This window comes from Streptomyces sp. NPDC025618 (assembly GCF_055558795.1).
Genome location: NZ_JBVHLW010000017.1, coordinates 104,323 through 117,962, shown reverse-complemented (window position 1 = coordinate 117,962; position 13,640 = coordinate 104,323). Strand labels below are relative to the sequence as shown.

Sequence of the window (13,640 nt, the reverse complement as noted above, 5' to 3'; positions counted from 1 at the left end):
CCGTCGCGGCAGCCGCCGGTTTGCGCTGCGGGCGGATTACGCTCACAGCGCGGCGGCCCGGCCCCGCACCAGGAGGTTCTGCGTGCCGACCCCGACCGCCAGGTACGCGTACAACGACGCGGCCCCCAGCACCCCGGTCCCGGTCGCGCGGTCGATCCACAGGCCCAGCCCGAAGTGCGCGCACACCGAGGCCAGCCACAGCGCGGTGGTGGCCGCCGTACCCTTGCGCAGCACCTCGCCCTGGGGGGCGCGCCAGACCCGTACGGTCCGCGACCTGGCCGCGCCCATGCCCGCCGCGACGGCCAGGCTCGCCACCAGGAGGACGACGGGAAGCGCGGTCAGCGGCCGGTCCTTGACGACCGAGGCGATGCCGAAGGCGATCCCCGCGACGCCCAGCACACCGAAGACCGCCGGCGTGATCAGCGAGCCGTAGCGCCGCGCCGGGCGGGTGCGCAGCTGTTGCCGTATCACGAGCCCGACGACCAGCACCGCTGGGACGAGAGCGGTCCCGTTGTCCGTACTGCGCATGTCGATCCCCCGTTTGCGGGCGCCGCACTCGGACGCCCGTGCCTCAACCGCCTATTGTGTGCGGATGCTCAGGGCATCACTCATCAGGGGTGGGCTCCTCACGTCGCGGCTCCGCCGAACGTGGACAAGGAAGGCCCGGCAGGCCGAAAATCCTCTTCATGACCACACCTGACTTCCGTACGCGCGTGACCCGGCCCTCCGAGGCCGAGAAGAATCAGGCGCTGGTCGTGCTGAGGGACGGGGCCGTCGACGGCAGGCTCTCCCATGACACCTTCATGCGCCGCATGAACATCGTCCTGACGGCCCGCAGCCGGGCGGACATCGACCACGCCATGGCCGACCTCCGCACGCACGGACGGCTCTCGGAGTTCATCGTGCGCACGGTGAACCGCATGGCCACACTGACCGTGCGCGTACGCCGGGCCTGGTACGGCGCGCGGCTGCCGGGGCTGCGGCTTCCCGAGCCCGGCACGGAGCCGCTGAGCATCGGCCGCGCCCCGCTCTCCGGCCTCCGCTTCGACGACGACTCGGTCTCCCGGAGGCACGCCGAACTGACGTACGTGGACGGCCACTGGCGCTTGTCCGACCAAGGCTCCCGCAACGGCACGTACGTCAACGGGCTGCGCATAGCCGGCACGGTACGTGTCCACCCGGGCGACCACGTCGCGTTCGGGAACCTCCACTTCCGCCTGTCGGTGTGAGCGGGCCGGACGGTCGCGGCCGGTTTCGCCGCACGGGCGCTGACGACAGTGCGACCGGCCGCGAGCCGTCGGGTGGCGGGCCCCAGGCCCTGCGCTAGCTGTCCGTCGGGCCGCCCGGCCCGCCCTAGTGGGGCAGGCCGAGAGAGTGCAGAGTGTCGTGACGACGCGTCGCGTGGACGCCCCCCCCGTTCAGCGGCCGGGCGCGTCACCTCGGACTCTTCCCCCGCTCCACCGCTGACACATGCTCAGACTGCCGACGGAACGGGCGGCCGACTGCCTTCCTCGTAGGGGAACTTGGCGAGCGGTGCCGCGCGCTGGAAGAAGGTCTTGGCGCGGGTCATCGCCCGTTCGTCGTCCCGCACCTGGCCGGGCCGGGAGCCGTTGCCGAGCAGCACCCCTCCGAACCGCATGCGTACGTACGCCGCCGAGTTGTTGAGGGTGGTCACCAGCCCGTCGGCGACGGCTTCGTCGTCGTGCGCCATGACCGTCACCGCCCACAGCGTCCGGCCCGCCATCCGCTCCTTGAAGTCCGAGCCGGGCGCGGTCAGCCAGCCCGACCAGTAGTCGAGGTAGCGCTTGGTGTGGGCGGAGACGGTGTACCAGTAGAGCGGCGTGACGAGGACGATGTCGGTGGCCTCCTCCGTGGCCCGCCGCAGTATCTCCTCGTTCTCCCCGCCCGGCCAGGCACGGGTGTCGTGGCGCCCGTCCTGGAAGTCGGGCAGGGGCAGGCGGGTCAGGTCCAGCCACCGCTGGGGCACATCGGCGGGCAGTTGCCCGGCGGCGGCACGGGCGAGCGTCTCGGTGTTGCCGTCGGGGCGGGAGCTGCCGAGGACGAAGAGGAACGAGCGGCCGGCCGCCGCCTCGTCGCGCGGAGCGACAAGGCGCGGAACGGCAGGACGCGGAACGACAGGAGAGGTCATGGGAGTCACTCCAGCGGTGATGTACGGGCCCGCCCACAGCGACGGCGCGGGCGGTGTGCGCGGAATGTTCGCTCACGGGGCGACGTTACGGCTTCACATCAATGGCAAGGTCAACGTCGGACGGGGGCGCGTCACATGCTGATCGGGGAGTTGTCCCGGCGTACCGGGGTCAGCCCGCGGTTGCTGCGGTACTACGAGGCACAGGGATTGCTCAGGGCTGAGCGTGGCCCGAACGGATACCGCGTGTACGAGGAGGAGACGGTGGTCACCGTCCGTCAGGTGCGCGCCTTGCTGGACGCGGGCCTGTCCACCGAAGTGATCCGCTCGGTGCTGCCGTGCGCCCGGGGCGAGCAGCCGGAATTCGCCCGGTGCGCGGACGTGCGGGACATCCTGGGCCGGGAGCTGGCGGCCACGGACGAGCGCCTCGACGGGCTCCGCCGCAGCCGCGACACCCTCGCCGGCTTCCTGGCGCAGGTCCAGCTCTGAGCCACCGGGCGGCTCTTTTATCCGGAGGACGAGCTACGCGCGGGCTGTTATGTTGTCGGGGTTCGTGGTGTTGCGGATCGAGGACGGAAAGGGAGGTGGGGCAAATGACCGCGTTCAAGGCCACTGCGGCGAGCAGCGCCCGGGCCGCCGGCACGTCCCGGGCGACGGCCTGACCCCGTCGTTCCCCGCCTCGCTGAGAGCGTGAGCCCGCGAGGCGTTCCTCATCCGGAACTCTCCATGAAACGGATCATCGTCCCGTCATGCGTACACGCGACCACTGGATCACCCGCGCCGAGACCGGCGCCGACATCCCCGCCATCCGTGACATCGTCCTCGCGGCCTTCGAGACACCGCTGGAGGCCGACCTCATCGACGCGCTGCGCGCCGGCCCCGCCTGGATCGACGGCTTGTCCGTCGTCAGCGCGGCCGGGAGCGGCGAGCTCGTCGGCCACGCCCTCCTGACCCGCTGCCACATCGGTGACACCCCGGCCCTGTGCCTGGCTCCCGTCTCCGTGCGGCCCGAGTACCAAAGGAGCGGCGCCGGCTCGGCCGCGATCCGGGCCGCCCTGGCGGCGGCGAAGGACCTGGGCGAGCGTTTCGTCGTCGTACTCGGACATCCGGCGTACTACCCGCGGTTCGGCTTCACCCGCGCCTCCACCTACGGCATCGGCCTGAGCATCGACGTCCCGGACGAGGCCCTGATGGCCATGGCACTGGACGAGGCCCACCCGCTGCCGAGCGGTACCGTCCGCTACGCGGCCCCCTTCGGGATCTGACGCGGCATCCGGCGTGACGTCGTGCGAGGGGCGCCCGCCTCTCGCACGGTTCGTCCGAGTGGGCCGGTGATTCACACCTCCGGGGCAGGGAAGGCGTCGCGAGGAGTCGATGTCCGGCGATGCCGGGGAGGTAGCACCCATGCCCGATGTATCGATCGTGAACCACGCGTTCACCCCCGCTGAGCTTCCCGTCCTGGCGGGGGAGACGGTCACCTGGACCAACGGTGAGGACGGTGTGCCGCACACGGTGACGTCCGACACCGGTCTGTGGGATTCGGGGGAGATCGAGGCGGGGGGCTCCTTCTCACGGATGTTCTCGGCCCCGGGCATGTTCCGGTACCACTGCGGCCTCCACCCGGAGATGACGGGCACCATCCTCGTCACCTGAGGCCCGGAAACCCCGCGAGGCCCGGAAACCCGGTGGAGGCGCCGCGCGGGTGCGGTTATCGTCGGGCGCCATGCGGATCCTGGTGTTGGGCGGAACGTCATTCGTGGGCCGGACGATCGTCGAGGACGCCCTGGGGCAGGGCGTCGAGGTGACCCTGTTCAACCGGGGCAGGACCGGCACCGGTCTCTTCCCGGACGTGCCGCGCCTGGTCGGCGACCGGCAGACCGGCGACTACGCCGCGCTGAGCGACGGAAGCTGGGACGCGGTCGTCGACGTGAGCGGATACGTACCGCGTCACGTCGGGCAGGCGTTGGAGGCCCTCGGCGAGCGGTGCGGACGGTATCTCTTCGTCTCCAGTCACGCGGTGTACGCGCGGACGGGCGTCGGACCGGGTTCCGACGAGGACACCCCGCGCAGGCCGCCGGTCCGCGACACCGAGGAACTGACCGAGGCCACCTACGGTCCCCTCAAGGTGGCGTGCGAGGACGACGTGCTGGCCCGGTACGGCGCGCGGGCCACGATCGTGCGCCCGGGGAAGGTCACCGGGCCGTACGACACGTCGGACACCTTCCTGTACTGGGCGCGCCGGGCGGCGCGTGGCGGCCGGGTGGCCCTGCCGGGGCGTCCCGAGCAGCCGTTGCAGGTCGTCGACTCGCGTGATGTGGCCCGGCTGGTGGTGCGGCTGCTGCTCGACGACCGGCCGGGCGCCTTCCACGCCGTGGGTCCGGCCGAGCCGGTCACGCTCGGTGGGCTGATCGAGACCTGCGCGCGGGTGGCGGGCAGCGAGGTCGAGATCGTGCCGGTGGACCCCGCGTCCGCGCCGCCGGCGTTCCCGCTGGTACGGCCGGACTGGTCCACCCAGCAGCGCAGCGCGGCCCGCGCCCGGGCCGCGGGCCTGCCCGCGACCCCGCTGCCGGTGACGGTGGCCGACGTGCTGGCCTGGGACCGCGGCCGCGGCGAACCCCCGCTGAGGTGCGGCCTGTCCGCGGCGGACGAGGAGAAGCTGCTCGCCGGAGCGTGACCGATGGGCGTGACCGGCGGGCCTCACCGGTGAGCGGGACTGATGGCCGTGACCGGTGGGCGGGGCCGGCCGGCCGAGGGCCCGCCAAGGTCTCATCCCTGTCTCGGCGCGAAGGGTCGGCTGGCCGACCGGCGGCACCGATCACTACGCTCTGTGGCGGCACCGCGCCAACGGCCCGGCGGACATGACGTGGACGGGGGTTTCCATGCGCTACCTGGTACGCGATCGCGTGCTGGCCTTTCACGAAGAAGCCTGGATCGAGACCGAACACCGCGAGAAGATCTACAAGGTCAACAGGAAGCTGTTCCGGCTGCGCACCACCTTCACCTTCGTGGACACCCAGGGCAGGGAGGCGGCCAGCATCGTCAAGAAGGCGTTCACCCCTCATCACACGATCCTGGTCAAGCGGGACGGCTGGCTGGACGCGCGGATCAGCAAGCGGGCGTTCAGCCTGTTCGGGGACCGCTTCAAGGTGACGCTGCACGACGGGCGGCGGCTGCGCATCGTCGGCAGCTTCTGGGACCGGGAATTCGACATCCAGCACGAGGGCACCACGCTCGCGCACGTCTCCCGGCGCTGGTTCAGCATGCGGGACGCCTACGCGGTCGACGTGCTGGACCCCGAGGACGAAATACTGATGATCATCCTCGCGGTGTGCGTGGACCACACCCTCCAGGACCGCAAGCGGGAGCAACTGGCCCACCGCTGAGGCGGACCGGCCTACTCGCTGTCGCGGGCGGCGGCGCCCGCCGCTCCCGGGGCCGGGCTCAGGATCAGCGGCAGATACACGTCGTCGACGATCTCCGTGATGATCCGGTCGTCGATGGGCGCGCCGAACAGCAGGAACTCGTTGCGCAGCAGATCCGTCGCGACCGTGGCCCGCCGGGAGTCCAGGACCCAGGGCTCGACCTCGCCCCGCGCCACGGCCCGCGCCAGGATCACGCGGGTCGTGACCGGGGCGCCGTTGTGGACCTGCTCGCGGACGAGGCGGGCGAATTCGGGGTCGCTCGTCATCTCGGAGAGCAGGCCGCGCAGGATGCCGCCGAAGGGGCTGGCCATCTGCGCCGCCATCTGCCGCAGCAGGCCGATCACATCCGTGCGCAGCGCGCCGGTGTCGGGGAGTTCCAGGTCGGCGAGGGGGCGGAGCCTGCAGGCGTCCAGGACCAGTTCGGCCCGGCCGGACCAGCGGCGGTAGAGGGCGGCCTTGCTGGTGCGGGCGCGGGTGGCCACCCGGTCCATGGTCAGCGCGGCGTACCCCACCTCGCCGAGTTCCTCCAGGACCGCCGTCAGAATGGCCTTTTCCAGTTCGGCGCCCCGCCGACGAGGGCCTTTGCGGTGGTCGGCGGCCGGTTCGAGGGCCTGGCCGACGTTCGGTGACAGCGTGGGCTCCTGAAAGCTCGTCGAGAGTCGTTGCCTTCCTTGTGGGGACACCTTAGCCTCCAATTAGAGAACTGACCGTTCTTTAACTGTCAGAGAGCTCGAGGGGATCGATGACCGAGACTGCCGCGAAGCTCAGGACCGAGGACGCCCCCGCCTACCCCGACGACCGCACCTGTCCGTACCACCTGCCCGACTCCTACACCAGCTGGCGGGACGAGCCGGGCCCGCTGCGCAGGGTGACCCTCTACGACGGCCGCCGGGCGTGGCTGGTGACCAAGCACGAGGCCGCGCGAAAGCTGCTGGCCGACCCCCGGCTGTCCTCCGACCGCACCCACCCCGGCTTCCCCGCCGCCACACCGCGCATCAAGACGTTCCGGGACAGCCGCCCGGCCTTCATCAGCCTGGACCCGCCGGAGCACGGCTCCGTGCGGCGGATGACGATCAGCGAGTTCACCGTGAAGCGTGTCAAGGGCATGCGCGCGGAGATCGAGCGGATCGTGCACGGCTTCATCGACGAACTGCTGGCCGCGGGCCCGCCCGCCGACCTGGTCAGCACCTTCGCGCTGCCGGTGCCCTCCATGGTGATCTGCCGGCTGCTCGGCGTGCCCTACGCCGACCACGACTTCTTCCAGGACGCCAGCAGACGGCTGGTGCAGGCGTCCGACCCCTCGGACACCATCGCCGCGCGCGACGAACTGGAGGGCTATCTGGACAAACTGGTCTCCCGGTTGCAGACGCGGCCCGGCCCCGGCCTGCTCGGCAGCCTCGTCTCCGGACAGCTGGCCGCCGGGGAGATCGACCGCGAGGAACTGGTCGTCAACGCGATGCTGTTGCTCGTCGCCGGCCACGAGACCACCGCCTCCATGACCTCGCTCGGCGTGATCACCCTGCTGGAGCACCCGGACCAGCTCGCCGCCCTGCGCGCCGACCCCGGCCTCGCCCCCGGCGCGGTCGAGGAACTGCTGCGCTACCTCGCCATCGCCGACCTCGCGGGCGCCCGCGTCGCGACCGCCGACATCGAGATCGACGGGCAGGTCATCCGGGCCGGTGAGGGCGTGCTGGTCGCCAACTCCATCGCCAACCGCGACGGTTCGGTCTTCGCGGACCCGGACACCTTCGACGTGCGCCGCTCCGCCCGCCACCACATCGCCTTCGGCTACGGAGTGCACCAGTGCCTCGGCCAGAACCTGGCCCGCCTGGAGCTCGAAGTGATCATCACGGCGCTCTTCGACCGTATCCCGACGCTGCGCCTGGCCGTTCCGGCCGACCGGCTGGTGCTGCGGCCGGGCACGACGATCCAGGGCGTCAACGAACTCCCGGTCACCTGGTGACCGCGGCGAGAGGAGCGACCGTGCGGGTGACCGCCGACCGCGGTGTCTGCATCGGCGCCGGCCTGTGCGCGCTGACCGCGCCCGGCGTCTTCGACCAGGACGACGACGGCCTCGTCACGGTGCTGGACGCCGACCCCGGCGCCGACCAGCAGCCCGCCGCGCGGCAGGCCGGCGGCCTCTGTCCCTCCGGCGCCGTCCGGATCACCGAATAGGCCCACGGCCGGGCCCGGCTTCGCCGCCGGCCGGGTCCCGGCCGCCCGCTACCCCTCCTGCCGCCGGTAGACCGAGCGCAGGAGCTGGTCCTTGGCCGGTCCGGCGGTGTGCCAGCGCACGTGCCATTCGCCGGGCGAGACGACGGTGAAGGTTCCGTCGTAGAGATCCTGGCCGCACGGGTGGCGGGTGGTCCAGGACCCGCCGCGCAGGTCCAGCTCGTGGAAGAACCGCCCGTCGGCGAAGGTCACTTCGGCGGTGCCGTCGGCCTGGGGGAACAGCTTGAGTGTCCGGCCCGCGCGGTTGACCGCGCCGTTCCAGCTCAGCTCGCCGTCCTCGGCGTGCAGCAGGGACGCGTCGTCGAGCCACCGGAACTCGGCCGTGCCGCGGAACACCCCGCAGGAGCCGGTCCGCAGATCGACGAGCGTGCGGTCGACCGTCCACCAGCCGGCCAGATAGGCCGCGGCGTCCCGGACGGGCAGCGTGTCCGGCGACCCGGACGGCGGGGGAGAGGGGGCGAGGGAACTCACCCCCTCAGTATGCCGAGCGGCGCCGCGATCGCGAGCACCGCCGTGCGGGCCGGGAGCCGCACGGGGCGGGCTCGGACGTGTGGGTGACATAACGGAGCGTTCCGGACACGTCTCGACGGTGGCGGGGCGAACGGGCGCAAGGATCACCGATGGCGGGCCCGCCGACGACGACGCCCCGCCGCTTCCGCCCGACGCGAGACCCGTCCGGAGGTCGTCATGAACATCCTGCTGCTCGCCGACGCGTTCAGCGGCCTCACCCAGCGCGTCTACGCCGAGCTGGGTGACCACGGGCACGCGGTCGTGGTGGAGCAGGTGCCGCACCGGGCGGATGTGGGCGGGATCGTGGGGCGGCACCGCCCGGAGCTGATCCTCGCGCCGGCGCTCACGGCGGAGATCCCGCGCGAGGTGCGGTCCGCGTACCCCTGCCTCGTGGTGCACCCCGGCCCGGCCGGCGACCGCGGCCCGTCCGCCCTGGACCGGGCGGTGCACGAGGGGGTGCGGGAGTGGGGCGTCACGGTCTTCCAGGCCGGCGCGGAGCCGGGCGCCGGTGGCGTCTGGGCGTCGGCCGCCTGCCCGGTCCCGCCGGTGGCCAAGAGCGATCTCTGCCGCAACGAGATCGCCGACGCCGCGCTCGAAGCCGTCCTGCTGGCCGTCGAGCGCTTCGCCACCGGAACGTACGGGCCCGTCCCGCAGGAGAACCCGGAGCCCGCGCGCCCGTACTTCCGGCAGGAGCTGCGGCGCATCGAGTGGGAGGGTGACCCCACCGAGACCGTGCTGCGCAAACTGCGCGCCGCAGACTCGAGCCCGGGCGTGCTGGACACCCTGCTCGGCGAGGAGTGGTATCTCCACGGCGGCCACTTCGAGGACAGGCTGACCGGCCGCCCGGGCGAGCTGCTGGCCACCCGGGCGGGCGCCGTCTGCCGGGCGACCGCCGACGGCGCGGTGTGGATCCCGCAGCTGCGGCAGCGCCGCGGACCGGACGAGCCGCCGGGGTTCAAGCTGCCCGCGACGCTGGCACTGGGGCACCGGCTGCCGCGCCTGCCCGAGGCGACGGCCCCGCTCGACCTGGGGGACGACCGCCGCACCTGGACCGACATCCGCTACCGCGAGGAGGGAACGGTCGGCTTCCTGCGGTTCTCCTTCCCCGGCGGCGCCATGAGCACGACGCAGTGCCGCCGGCTGCTCGCCGCCTATCGCTACGCGCGCTCCCGCCCGGTCTCCGTGCTGGTCCTCGGCGGCGTCCGGGACCTCTTCTCCACCGGGATCCACCTGAACGTCATCGAGGCGGCCGCGGACCCGGCGGAGGAGTCCTGGGCCAACATCAACGCCCTGGACGACCTCGTCCACGCCGTGCTGACCACCACCGACCGGCTGGTGGTCGCCGCGCTGGGCGGCAACGCCGCGGCGGGCGGGGTGATGCTGGCCCTGGCCGCGGACGAGGTGTGGTGCCGGGCCGGTGCCGTGCTCAACCCGCACTACCGGCTGATGGGGCTCTACGGCTCCGAGTTCTGGACGTACTCCCTGCCGCGCCGCGTCGGCGCCGGTACGGCCGAGCGGCTCATGGACGACGCCCTGCCCGTCAGCGCGGTGGCCGCGGAACGGATCGGGCTGGCGGACCGCGTCATCGACGCGGCGCCGGGGGAGTTCGGCAAGAAGGTGGCCGCACTGGCCGCGCACCTGGCCGCAACGCCCGCGGCCCAGGCCCGGATCGCGGCGAAGAAGGCCGGACGCGAGCAGGACGAGGCGCGAAAGCCGCTGGCCGCGTACCGGGAGGAGGAACTGGCCCGGATGCGCGCCGTCCTCGACGACCGGACCGCGCCCTACCACGCCAGGCGCCGCGCCTTCGTGCGCAAGGAACCGACCGGGGCCAGGGCCCGCGCGGTCGGCGTGACGCGCTGAGGGGCATCGTCACCCGGCACTCCCGTGGCCGGTTTTCTCCTGTGCGCCGGCTGCTCGCGCGAGTACGTCGACCGGGCCCACGGGGGGAGGGAGGCGGCCGAAAATGCCACGGGAATGACCGGAGGCCGGGGCGGCTGTACGCCGTCGCACCGGCCTCCGGATCGGAGATCAACTCACCTGTAGCTACGGCCTATTGGCCTGATCAGGGGCACTTCTTCCAGGCGAAGTGGTAGAGCGTGTTGATGTTCCCGTCCGTCGAGTCCATCGCCATGAGGCTGGTCGTCCTGGTGGGGTCGGAGGTGCCGGCGTCCACGCGCAGCTCGGTGTTGATGTTGAAATACCGCATGGCTCCGCAAGGCGCGTAGACCAGGGCGTTGAGGTCGGTGGTGTCCGAGGTCTGCCAGTCGTCATTGAGCGGGCCGGAGAAAGGATGGTTCATGAACGCCGTCTGCGACATGCCCTGGAAGTAGTAGTTGGCCCGCTCCAGGCCGGTGGCGCCGGGTTCCAGGCGGGCGTAGCCGCGGTAGTCGGCCTGGGCGACGGCGTAGGTGAAGCCCTGGGGGACGTGGACGTTGAGGCCGAGCTGGCAGTTCTTGCGGCCGTCCGTGGGCTTGGCGCCGACTCCGGCCTGGGCGACGTAGTTGCTGTAGGAAACGGTGAATGCGGTGTTGTCCGGTGAGACCGCGACGTTGGCCGTATTGGCCGGACAGCCCGATCCGTTGACGGACACCACGTCGATCACGATCTTGTCCGGCGGGGGCACCCCGTCCAGCGCCGCCGCGCGCGGCGAGAACGACGTGGCGAGCAGTGCCGCGGCCGCACCGCACATCATCACCGGTCTGATCACGGAAGACCCCTTCCCTTGCCTTGGGAGTGCCCTGGAGCCGGGCGGAAACGCGCCGCACACCCGGCGCCGGGCCGGCGGCATACGTATCTCCGCCGGCCCGGGCCGGGATCACCTCATGAGCCGGGGCGTGCGGTCAGGGGCATTGCTTCCAGGCGAAGTGGTAGAGGGTGTTGACGCTGCCGTCGGTGGAGTCCATCGCCATGTAGCTGGTGGTCGTCGACGGGTCCGACGTCCCGGCGCCCACCCGCAGTTCGGTGTTGACGTTGAGGATCCGCGAGGCCCCGCACGGGGCGTAGACGAGGGAGCTGGAGTCCGTGACGTCGGTCGTCTGCCAGTCGTCGTCGGCGGGGCCGGCGAAGCGGTGGCTCACGGCCGTCGTGTTCGACATGCCCTGGAAGTAGTAGCTGGCCTTCTCCAGCCCGACGGCGCCCGGTTCCAGGTGGGCGAAGCCGCGGTAGTCGGCCTCGGCGATCGCGTAGGTGAAGCCCTGGGGGACGTGGACGTTGAGGCCGAGCTGACAGTTCTTGCGGCCGTCCGTCGGTCTGGAGCCGACACCGACCTGGGCGAGGTAGTTGCTGTACGAGACGGTGAAGGCGGTGTTGTCGGCCGCGACCGCGACGGCGGCCGTACCGGCGGGGCAGCCCGATCCGTTGACCGTCACCACGTCGATCACGACCCTGTCGGGCGGGGGCACCCGCTCGGCGGCGGACGACGGGGTGAATGACGCGGCCACGAGTGCCACCGCCGCTCCGCCGATCACCATTGGTCTGATTGCCGATGGTTTGAACATGGAGACCTCCCACTACTGCACGGACCCCGCTCGGGGACGCCCATGCCACCACCGGGGGTGGGGTGTGTACAGGTCAAGTTGAGCCGTCCCTCGAACGGCCGGCCCGTCCCGCGTCTCCCCGTCCCGGTGCGGGTGATCCACCGTCAGCTGCCGGCCGCCATCCGCTCCAGCGCGGCGAGCCGCTGCCGCAGGCCGTCGACCACGCCGGCCGTCCCGGCGGCGCGGCGAGCGGGGCGCAGGCCGGTGCGCGCCGCCAGGAGCGCGATCTCCAGGTCCCTCCCGATCCGGTCCAACTCCCGCTCCGCAGAACGCCGCAGGGACCCTGCCTCCCGGCGCACCGCCGCCGGGACACCGGCCACGAGCGCGCTGAAGCGCTCCCGCACGGCCACCCGGCCGTACGCGGCGGCGCGGCCGATCTGCAACTCGGTCTGGTGGTGGTGGAGCACGCCACCGGCCGCCGCACCCACCCCGGCGCCGAGGAGGGTGCCCAGCCCGCTGGTGAGGACGGCCCCGGCCGCCGCGCCGAGCGCGCCGCCCACCACCATTCCCGTGGGCACCCCGGACGGCTTCCCGCCCCGCGGCCGGCTGCCCGGCGCGGCGGCCGGGGCGTGCACGGCGCCGGCGAGGGACACCGATGGCGGGGCGCCGACCGCGACGCCCTCCAAGCCCCGCCCGGCGAGCGCCTGCTCCACTTCCTGGAACGCCTCCGCGGTCACGCGGTTGAGCCGGGCGGCCCGGGCCCGCAGCCCCGGTGCCGCGGCGGCGGCCCAGCCTCCCGTGCCGCGGTCGATGTATCCCGCGACGAGGCTCCGCGCCCGCCCCGGTTCGGACATCTCCTGGCGGTGCCGCTCCAGGAACCCGTCCAGCCGTCGTAGCAGTTCCCCCTCCGCGACCCGCAGCGACGCCACGATCTCCCGCTCCGCCGCCGCCGTTTCGGCGTCCACGGCGTGGAGCACCTTGCGGCGCCCGTTCTCCAGCGCCGTACGGGCCGCGGTGGCGCCGTCGGCGCGCCGCCGCCGCGGATCCCCGCCGCGTGCCGGCCCGGCGAGCAGCCCGGCGGCGAGGTCGAGCAGGTGGATGACGCGGTCGTGGAGCAGCTGGGGCGAAACCGGCACCCTCGAGCGCAACCGCTCCTCCAGCGTCACCGCGTCGCGGACGAGCAGACCGCGCAGCGGTTCGGGGAGGTCCGCGGGATCCTCGGCGCTCCACAGCAGGCAGCCGAGCTCCGCCGGGCTCCGGCCGGTCCACTCCTCGTCGGGTCCGGCGTGCAGGACGCGCCGCATCCGCCGGGCCACCAGAGCGAGGTCGTCGTCTCCGGACAGCGTGTCGGCTCCCGTGAGGACGACCAGGACGGTGCCCGGCGGGCGGGCCGCCAGGGCGGCGGCCGCCGCGGCCGCCACGGGGCTGAGCAACTCGGCGCAGCCCAGCGCGAGGACGACGCGGTCCGCGCGCAGCGCCGCCGCGGGATCCGTGTGCAGCGCCTCCAGCGGGAGCGTGCGCGGCGCCGACTCCGGTATCCGGGCGCGCAGCCGGGCGGCGAGGGCCGTGCCGTCGGCCTTGGGCGAGGCGCACAGCAGGACCGTCCGGTCGTCCCGGCCCGGCAGCGCCGCGGCGGCCTCGGCCACGGCGGTCCAGCCGTGGCGCGCGGCCGCGCGGGCGGTGTCCTCGATGAGCGTCTCCAGATCGGTGACGAGCGCGTGGTGCGTACGGTCCGCCGGACCGGGGGTGTCGGGATCGGCCATCACTTCTCCATCCGGGAGCGGGAGTCGGGAGTCGCGACCCGGGACCGGGCGCGGCGCCGCCCGCCCGGGGTGGCAGCGTGACCGCCCGGGG

At 72.9% G+C, this 13,640-nt stretch carries 16 protein-coding genes; 9 read left to right on the top strand and 7 right to left on the bottom strand.

Annotated features, from left to right (window positions below; all coding sequences use genetic code 11):
* Window positions 1-42: 42 nt before the first annotated feature.
* Window positions 43-528, bottom strand: a complete 486-nt coding sequence (locus ACZ4A5_RS17040; RefSeq protein ID WP_467583799.1) for a hypothetical protein — start codon at window positions 526-528, stop codon at window positions 43-45.
* A gap of 158 nt (window positions 529-686) precedes the next feature.
* Between ACZ4A5_RS17040 and ACZ4A5_RS17035 the strand changes: the two genes are divergently transcribed.
* Complete coding sequence (locus ACZ4A5_RS17035) at window positions 687-1,229, top strand: FHA domain-containing protein (protein WP_467583796.1); 543 nt, start codon at window positions 687-689, stop codon at window positions 1,227-1,229.
* 245 nt (window positions 1,230-1,474) lie between these two features.
* Here ACZ4A5_RS17035 and ACZ4A5_RS17030 read toward each other — a convergent pair whose 3' ends face one another.
* Window positions 1,475-2,149, bottom strand: a complete 675-nt coding sequence (locus ACZ4A5_RS17030; RefSeq protein ID WP_467583793.1) for a flavodoxin family protein — start codon at window positions 2,147-2,149, stop codon at window positions 1,475-1,477.
* Between the two features lie 135 nt (window positions 2,150-2,284).
* On the opposite strand from ACZ4A5_RS17030, the gene ACZ4A5_RS17025 reads away from it, so the two are divergent.
* From ACZ4A5_RS17025 to ACZ4A5_RS17005, 5 genes are all read left to right on the top strand, one after another.
* Window positions 2,285-2,635 (top strand): MerR family transcriptional regulator, encoded by a 351-nt coding sequence (locus ACZ4A5_RS17025; RefSeq protein ID WP_467583790.1) that lies wholly within the window; start codon window positions 2,285-2,287, stop codon window positions 2,633-2,635.
* Between the two features lie 260 nt (window positions 2,636-2,895).
* Complete coding sequence (locus ACZ4A5_RS17020; protein ID WP_467583787.1) at window positions 2,896-3,411, top strand: GNAT family N-acetyltransferase; 516 nt, start codon at window positions 2,896-2,898, stop codon at window positions 3,409-3,411.
* Between the two features lie 139 nt (window positions 3,412-3,550).
* The gene (locus ACZ4A5_RS17015) at window positions 3,551-3,799 is read left to right on the top strand and encodes a cupredoxin domain-containing protein (RefSeq protein WP_467583784.1); all 249 of its coding nucleotides are present in this window, start codon (window positions 3,551-3,553) and stop codon (window positions 3,797-3,799) included.
* Between the two features lie 70 nt (window positions 3,800-3,869).
* Window positions 3,870-4,820, top strand: coding sequence for an NAD-dependent epimerase/dehydratase family protein (locus ACZ4A5_RS17010; protein ID WP_467583781.1), 951 nt, complete (start codon window positions 3,870-3,872; stop codon window positions 4,818-4,820).
* A 205-nt stretch (window positions 4,821-5,025) separates the two neighbouring features.
* Window positions 5,026-5,529 carry an LURP-one-related/scramblase family protein gene (locus ACZ4A5_RS17005; protein ID WP_467583778.1) on the top strand — a complete coding sequence of 168 codons (504 nt, stop codon included), beginning with the start codon at window positions 5,026-5,028 and terminating at the stop codon, window positions 5,527-5,529.
* A gap of 11 nt (window positions 5,530-5,540) precedes the next feature.
* Here ACZ4A5_RS17005 and ACZ4A5_RS17000 read toward each other — a convergent pair whose 3' ends face one another.
* Window positions 5,541-6,251 carry a TetR/AcrR family transcriptional regulator gene (locus ACZ4A5_RS17000; RefSeq protein ID WP_467583776.1) on the bottom strand — a complete coding sequence of 237 codons (711 nt, stop codon included), beginning with the start codon at window positions 6,249-6,251 and terminating at the stop codon, window positions 5,541-5,543.
* Window positions 6,252-6,310: 59 nt separating this feature from the next.
* Between ACZ4A5_RS17000 and ACZ4A5_RS16995 the strand changes: the two genes are divergently transcribed.
* Both ACZ4A5_RS16995 and ACZ4A5_RS16990 read left to right on the top strand, forming a co-directional pair.
* Window positions 6,311-7,531 (top strand): cytochrome P450, encoded by a 1,221-nt coding sequence (locus ACZ4A5_RS16995; RefSeq protein WP_467583773.1) that lies wholly within the window; start codon window positions 6,311-6,313, stop codon window positions 7,529-7,531.
* Window positions 7,532-7,551: 20 nt separating this feature from the next.
* Window positions 7,552-7,743, top strand: coding sequence for a ferredoxin (locus tag ACZ4A5_RS16990; protein WP_467583770.1), 192 nt, complete (start codon window positions 7,552-7,554; stop codon window positions 7,741-7,743).
* Between the two features lie 48 nt (window positions 7,744-7,791).
* On the opposite strand, the gene ACZ4A5_RS16985 is transcribed toward ACZ4A5_RS16990, so the two are convergent.
* Entirely contained in the window at window positions 7,792-8,271 is a 480-nt protein-coding gene (locus ACZ4A5_RS16985) for a DUF6314 family protein (protein WP_467583767.1), read from the bottom strand.
* Window positions 8,272-8,487: 216 nt separating this feature from the next.
* On the opposite strand from ACZ4A5_RS16985, the gene ACZ4A5_RS16980 reads away from it, so the two are divergent.
* Window positions 8,488-10,170: an enoyl-CoA hydratase-related protein gene (locus tag ACZ4A5_RS16980; RefSeq protein ID WP_467583765.1), complete on the top strand. Its 1,683-nt coding sequence runs from the start codon at window positions 8,488-8,490 to the stop codon at window positions 10,168-10,170.
* A gap of 202 nt (window positions 10,171-10,372) precedes the next feature.
* Here ACZ4A5_RS16980 and ACZ4A5_RS16975 read toward each other — a convergent pair whose 3' ends face one another.
* From ACZ4A5_RS16975 to ACZ4A5_RS16965, 3 genes are all read right to left on the bottom strand, one after another.
* Entirely contained in the window at window positions 10,373-11,002 is a 630-nt protein-coding gene (locus ACZ4A5_RS16975; protein ID WP_467583844.1) for a DUF4360 domain-containing protein, read from the bottom strand.
* Between the two features lie 148 nt (window positions 11,003-11,150).
* Window positions 11,151-11,780 (bottom strand): DUF4360 domain-containing protein, encoded by a 630-nt coding sequence (locus tag ACZ4A5_RS16970; protein WP_467583762.1) that lies wholly within the window; start codon window positions 11,778-11,780, stop codon window positions 11,151-11,153.
* Between the two features lie 170 nt (window positions 11,781-11,950).
* Window positions 11,951-13,549 (bottom strand): hypothetical protein, encoded by a 1,599-nt coding sequence (locus ACZ4A5_RS16965; protein WP_467583759.1) that lies wholly within the window; start codon window positions 13,547-13,549, stop codon window positions 11,951-11,953.
* Between the last annotated feature and the right edge of the window lie 91 nt (window positions 13,550-13,640).